Source organism: Mycobacterium sp. (assembly GCF_019247635.1).
Classification (GTDB): Bacteria; Actinomycetota; Actinomycetes; order Mycobacteriales; family Mycobacteriaceae; genus Mycobacterium.
Genome location: NZ_JAFBAR010000111.1, coordinates 1 through 5,149 on the forward strand (window position 1 = coordinate 1; position 5,149 = coordinate 5,149).

The following is a 5,149-nucleotide window of genomic DNA, read 5'->3' on the forward strand; positions in this document are numbered from 1 at the left end:
ACCGACACAGAGCCGACCGAAGCACTGATGATCGCGACCGCTGAAATGCTGAACGCCATCATCAATGGGCGCGGCGTCATGACGCGTGAGCGAATGCTTGCGATGGGCTTAATCGTCACTTCAAACCTGGATTTGCAAAAGCAGGCATCGGCGGCCCGCAAGCAGTTGCTGACAGCAGGGCTCGCCAAACGCATGCGCGTCGATCCGCAGAATCACCGTGTGCAGCACGCCGTAACGATGTGGTCAGCGATCGCGGCCGGCGTCTACATCAACCGCCGGTATCTGCCACCCGACTACGACCCGCAGCATGATGAGCAGTTGCCCGAGCGGACGCTCGCGCGCCTGGCCGAGACCTTTGATCAAGTCATGGGCCAGGCGCCTCACAAGAACGACTGACCGCACTCTCAGCAACGCCGCAAGCGCTAACAGGAGCCTCCCGCAGCCGCGGGGTCCGCCGGCGATACACGGTGTCTCGCACGACTTCGAAAGCCTTCGAGCGTGTCGCCGCCGACCAAAACCGCCTTCCTCGACAAGCACTTAGCGGCCGCTGATCGCTAACGCATAACAGGTTGGGCAAAATGCCGAACTTCCCGCCGCGACCGCTCTAGTCTCTGATCAATACCCGCGGTCTCGGGTCGATCGCGGGTCGGTCCTGGGGGGACGGGCGGGGAAGGACGGGGAGATGTCGAACCTAATCACGACGCCGGAAATGCTGGCGACGGCTGCCACCGATATCGACGGGATCAGGTCGGCGATCACCACCGCGAGTTCGACGGCTGCGGGGCCGACGACCGGCGTGCTCGCGGCGGCCGAGGACGAGGTATCGACGGCGATCGCAGAGCTGTTCGGCTCCTATGGCCAGGAGTACCAAGGGTTGGTCGCACAGGCCGCCGCGTTCCACACCGAATTCACCCAGGCCCTGGCCGGCGCGGGAAACGTCTATGCCGAAGCCGAGTCCGCAAACGCGGCTCTGACATCCGCCACGTCGAACGCCGTCAATGGACCCATCCAGGCGCTGGTTGGGGCGACACCCGCACAAACCCCGGCCCCCGCCCAGCAAATCGCACTGATCATGGGCGGCACCGGTAATCCGTTGCCAGACCTCGATTACGTGATAGCGATCGACAAGTCGTACATCCAGCAGTTATTTCCCGGGGCGAACTCGCAGGGGCTGTTCACTCCCGAGCAGTTCTGGCCAGTGACTCCGGCGCTCGGCAATCTGACGTTCGACCAATCCGTCGGCCAGGGCGTCACCCTGCTGGATGCCGCGATCAAGTCGCACATCGTGGGAAACAACGTCAACGTGTTCGGGTACTCGCAAAGCGCCACGGTGGCCACCCATGAAATCCAGGCGCTGATGGCGGCGGGCTCGCCGTACTCAAACAGCCTGTCGTTCACCCTCGTCGGCGATCCCAATAACCCAAACGGCGGCATCCTCACCCGCTTCCCGGGCTTCTACCTCCCGTTCCTGGACGTCGCGTTCGGTGGCGCGACCCCGCCGGACTCGCCGTACCACACCGTCATTTTCACGGCGCAGTACGACGGCATCGCCGACGCCCCGCAATACCCGCTCAACGTCCTGTCGGACGTCAACGCAGTCATGGGCTACTTCTACGTGCACAACACGTATCCTCTGTTGACTCCCGACCAGGTGGCCCACGCCGTGCCGTTGCCGACCTCGCCGGGCTACACCGGCAAAACCCAGTACTACATGCTGATGACTCAGCACCTGCCGCTGGTCGAGCCCATCCGCGACATCCCCTACGCCGGCCCCCCGATCGCGGACCTGTTCCAGCCCGACCTGCGGGTGCTCGTCGACATGGGTTACTCCGACTACGGACCGAACGGCGGCTATGCCAACATCACCACGCCCTCGGCGCTTTTCGCGCTGCCCAACCCGTTTGTGATCATCCCCGATCTGGTCATCGGTATCCCGCAGGGTATCCAGGCCGCGATAGTGGACATCCCGGTGGAGGCCGGAGCCTTGCCGACGGATACGTCGTATTATCCGCAGACCTACCCTTACGTCCCGTCCATCAATCCGGGCCTGCACTTCTACACCGGCCAGCCGCAGTCGACGCTGCTCGGCTCGATCACCGGCGGCCTGGGCAACATCCTGGACCTGATCCCGGCGCCGGTGTTCCCTGAGCCGCCGCCGACTACGACATAGGCGACATAGGCGACCTTGGGGCCCTTGAGGGTCTGGGGGACTAAGGAAGACCTAGGGGCCGAGCGGTGAGTGCGTCCGGATCGACTCGTCGCGAATCAGTCCCCGCAGCAGCGCGGTGCTGAACTCGGCTGCGATTTCTCTGGCCGTGCGCCGCCCGCTCGGCCGCAACCAGCGATAGCTGCCCAGCGTCATCCCGATGTAGCCCAAGGCGACCACGTGCGAGTCGCACTGATAGAACTCGCCGCGGGCAATCCCGCGGTCGATCAGCCCGTGCACGTGCTCGTAAACCTGAGCCTCCTTCTCGCGGACCTCGACGACCTGTTCGGCGGTGAACCACTCCGTGATGTAGGGCTGCTCCTGGAAGTACACGGCGGCCCGCTCCGGGTTGGCCGCAATCCCGGTGAGCAACCGGACGGTGTATTGGTAGAGCGCTTCGCGGGCGGTCCAGGAGGGATCGTCGTGGACGGCGGCCAGCGTGCCTTCGGCGGCCTGGCGGTAGATGTCGAACAGAATCAGCGACTTGCTGGCGTAATAGTGGTACACCGTCGCTTTGTTCAGCCCGATCACATCGGCGACATCGTCCATCCGGGTGCCGTGGTAGCCGCGGGCCGCGAACAGTTTGGTGGCGACCGCCAACAACTCCTCACGGCGCGAAAGGGCGGTTTCGGATGGCATCTAGTCTCACTCACTGTCGTCGCTGACGGCGGGCCCGGGCTGCTACGAGCTAATTATCAATCAACTGGTTGGACAGTGTAGGCAACCCCGCGCGCCTGTCGCACCGACGCGGTTGGGATTAGACTGTGCCAGACAAGTCGCGAGTCGAGAGGGTGGAGCGATGGATCCGAGTCCGGACTACGACATGAGCGACGAGATCGAATACTTCTTCAATTATCTGACCTGGGGATTGCGGGGAGTCGAGTCCGGCAACGGATACCCCCCACCCGCCTACCCGCCGGTCTAACCGTCTATAGAGCCTTGAGTTCCTCGGCGACCTCCGTCACCGATTTCTTCGCGTCGCCGAACAGCATGGTGGTGCCTTCCCCGTAGAACAGCGGGTTGTCGATGCCCGCGAATCCCGAGTTCATCGAGCGCTTGAGCACGATCACCGACCTGGCTCTGTCGACGTTGAGGATCGGCATGCCATAGATCGGGCTGGACGTCTCGTTGCGGGCCGCCGGGTTGGTGACGTCGTTGGCGCCGATGACGATCGCGACGTCGGTCCGCGCGAACTCGTCGTTGATGTCGTCCATGTCCTTCATGGCGTCGTAGTCGACCTCGGCCTCGGCCAGCAGCACGTTCATGTGACCGGGCATGCGGCCGGCCACCGGGTGGATCGCGTACTTCACCGGCACGCCCTTGTCCTCCAGCAACGACGCCATATCCTTGACGGCGTGCTGGGCTTGCGCGACGGCCAGGCCGTAGCCCGGCACCACGATCACCTGATTGGCGTAGGCCATCTGAATCGCCGCGTCAGCGGCCGACGTGGACTTGACGTGCTTGTCGCCGCCACCGTCACCGCTGGGAGCCACACCGCCGCCGCCGAAACCGCCGGCGACGATGGCCGGGATGGAGCGGTTCATCGCCTTGGCCATCAGATTTGTCAGGATCGAACCGGACGCGCCGACGATCATCCCGGCCACGATCATCGCGGTGTTGTTCAGCGCCAAACCCGCCGCAGCGGCCGACAGACCGGTCATGGCGTTGAGCAGTGAGATGACCACCGGCATGTCGGCGCCACCGATGGGCAGCACCACCATCAGGCCCAGCACACCGGCGGCGACCAGCAGGCCGATCATCCACCACAACGGAGCCCCGCCAGTGCCGGGCTGCGCGTGCAGGCCGATGACCACCGCGGCGGTGACGGCCGCGGCCAGCAACAGCAGGTTGACCGGCTGTTGCGCCTTGCCAAAGCCGATCGGCGCTCCGGAGATGAGCTCCTGCAGCTTGCCGAACGCGATGATCGATCCCCAGAACGAGATCGACCCGATGATCGCGGCGAACAGCGACGCCACCACGATGTGCACGGTCGGTGATTCGCCGTGCTGGAACGCGGAAAAGCCGCTGGTCTCGATGAACTCCGAAAGCGCGATCAGCGCGACCGTTCCGCCGCCGACGCCGTTAAAGAACGCCACCAACTGCGGCATGGCCGTCATCTTGGTCAGCCGCGCGGGCGGCACCCCGAGCACGACGCCCACCACCAGGCCGGCAATGATCAGCACCCATTGGTCGGTGTGCCGGATCTTGATCAGCGTCGCCGTCACGGCCAAGGCCATGCCCACCGCAGCGATCAGGTTGCCGCGCACCGCGGTCTTCGGCCCGGTCAGCCCCATCAGGCCATAGATGAACAGCGAGAACGAGATGATGTAGAGGACGACTACCAAGTAGTTCATTTGGCGGCCGGCTCCTCTGCCTTTTCGGCCTTCGAGGAAACCGGCTTTTTGCCCTTGAACATCCCCAGCATCCGGTCGGTCACGATGAAGCCGCCGATGACGTTCAGCGTCCCGAACACCACCGCTACGAACAGGATGATTTGCACGGCGAGCGTCGGATGGTCGACCTCGCCGAACACCACGAGCGCGCCGAGCACCACGATGCCGTGGATGGCGTTGGTCCCCGACATCAGCGGGGTGTGCAGCGTGTTGGGCACCTTGGAGATCACCGCGAAGCCGACGAATCCCGATAACACCAGGATCGCCAGATTGGCCAGCAGTTCGTCATACATGCCGTGCATCAGGAGTCCTCTCGATGTTCATTGGCGCCGCTCCTCAGCATCACTTCGTTCTGCACGAGCGCGCGTCACACACGATTCCGAGATGACCTCGTCATCAAAGTCGGGATCCAGCTTGCCGTCCTTGATCAACAGGTCGAGCAACGCGGTGATGTTCTTGCTATACAGCTCGCTGGCGTGCTCGGGCATGGTCGCCGGAAGGTTCAGCGGCGAGGCGATCGTGACGCCGTGCTTAACCACTGTCCGGCCCG

General features: G+C 64.0%; 6 protein-coding genes and 1 pseudogene. 3 read left to right on the forward strand and 4 right to left on the reverse strand.

Going from position 1 to position 5,149, the window contains the following annotated elements:
* Positions 1-396: hypothetical protein (locus JO236_RS18940; protein WP_293333946.1), on the forward strand; the 396-nt coding region annotated here is incomplete at its 5' end.
* 286 nt (positions 397-682) lie between these two features.
* Positions 683-2,170 carry a PE family protein gene (locus tag JO236_RS18945; RefSeq protein ID WP_293333949.1) on the forward strand — a complete coding sequence of 496 codons (1,488 nt, stop codon included), beginning with the start codon at positions 683-685 and terminating at the stop codon, positions 2,168-2,170.
* Positions 2,171-2,221: 51 nt separating this feature from the next.
* Here the strand turns inward: JO236_RS18945 and JO236_RS18950 are convergent, their stop codons facing one another.
* Positions 2,222-2,845: a TetR/AcrR family transcriptional regulator gene (locus tag JO236_RS18950; protein WP_293333952.1), complete on the reverse strand. Its 624-nt coding sequence runs from the start codon at positions 2,843-2,845 to the stop codon at positions 2,222-2,224.
* Positions 2,846-3,005: 160 nt separating this feature from the next.
* Between JO236_RS18950 and JO236_RS18955 the strand changes: the two genes are divergently transcribed.
* On the forward strand, positions 3,006-3,131 hold the full coding sequence (locus JO236_RS18955) for a hypothetical protein (RefSeq protein ID WP_293333955.1): 126 nt from the start codon (positions 3,006-3,008) through the stop codon (positions 3,129-3,131).
* A gap of 4 nt (positions 3,132-3,135) precedes the next feature.
* Here JO236_RS18955 and JO236_RS18960 read toward each other — a convergent pair whose 3' ends face one another.
* The 3 genes and pseudogenes from JO236_RS18960 to JO236_RS18970 form a co-directional block, all read right to left on the reverse strand.
* Positions 3,136-4,560 (reverse strand): NAD(P)(+) transhydrogenase (Re/Si-specific) subunit beta, encoded by a 1,425-nt coding sequence (locus tag JO236_RS18960; protein WP_293333957.1) that lies wholly within the window; start codon positions 4,558-4,560, stop codon positions 3,136-3,138.
* Entirely contained in the window at positions 4,557-4,892 is a 336-nt protein-coding gene (locus tag JO236_RS18965) for an NAD(P) transhydrogenase subunit alpha (RefSeq protein ID WP_293333959.1), read from the reverse strand. The genes JO236_RS18960 and JO236_RS18965 overlap by 4 nt, the downstream gene beginning before the upstream one ends.
* A gap of 27 nt (positions 4,893-4,919) precedes the next feature.
* Positions 4,920-5,149: pseudogene (locus tag JO236_RS18970) on the reverse strand (NAD(P)(+) transhydrogenase (Re/Si-specific) subunit alpha); the annotation flags it as partial.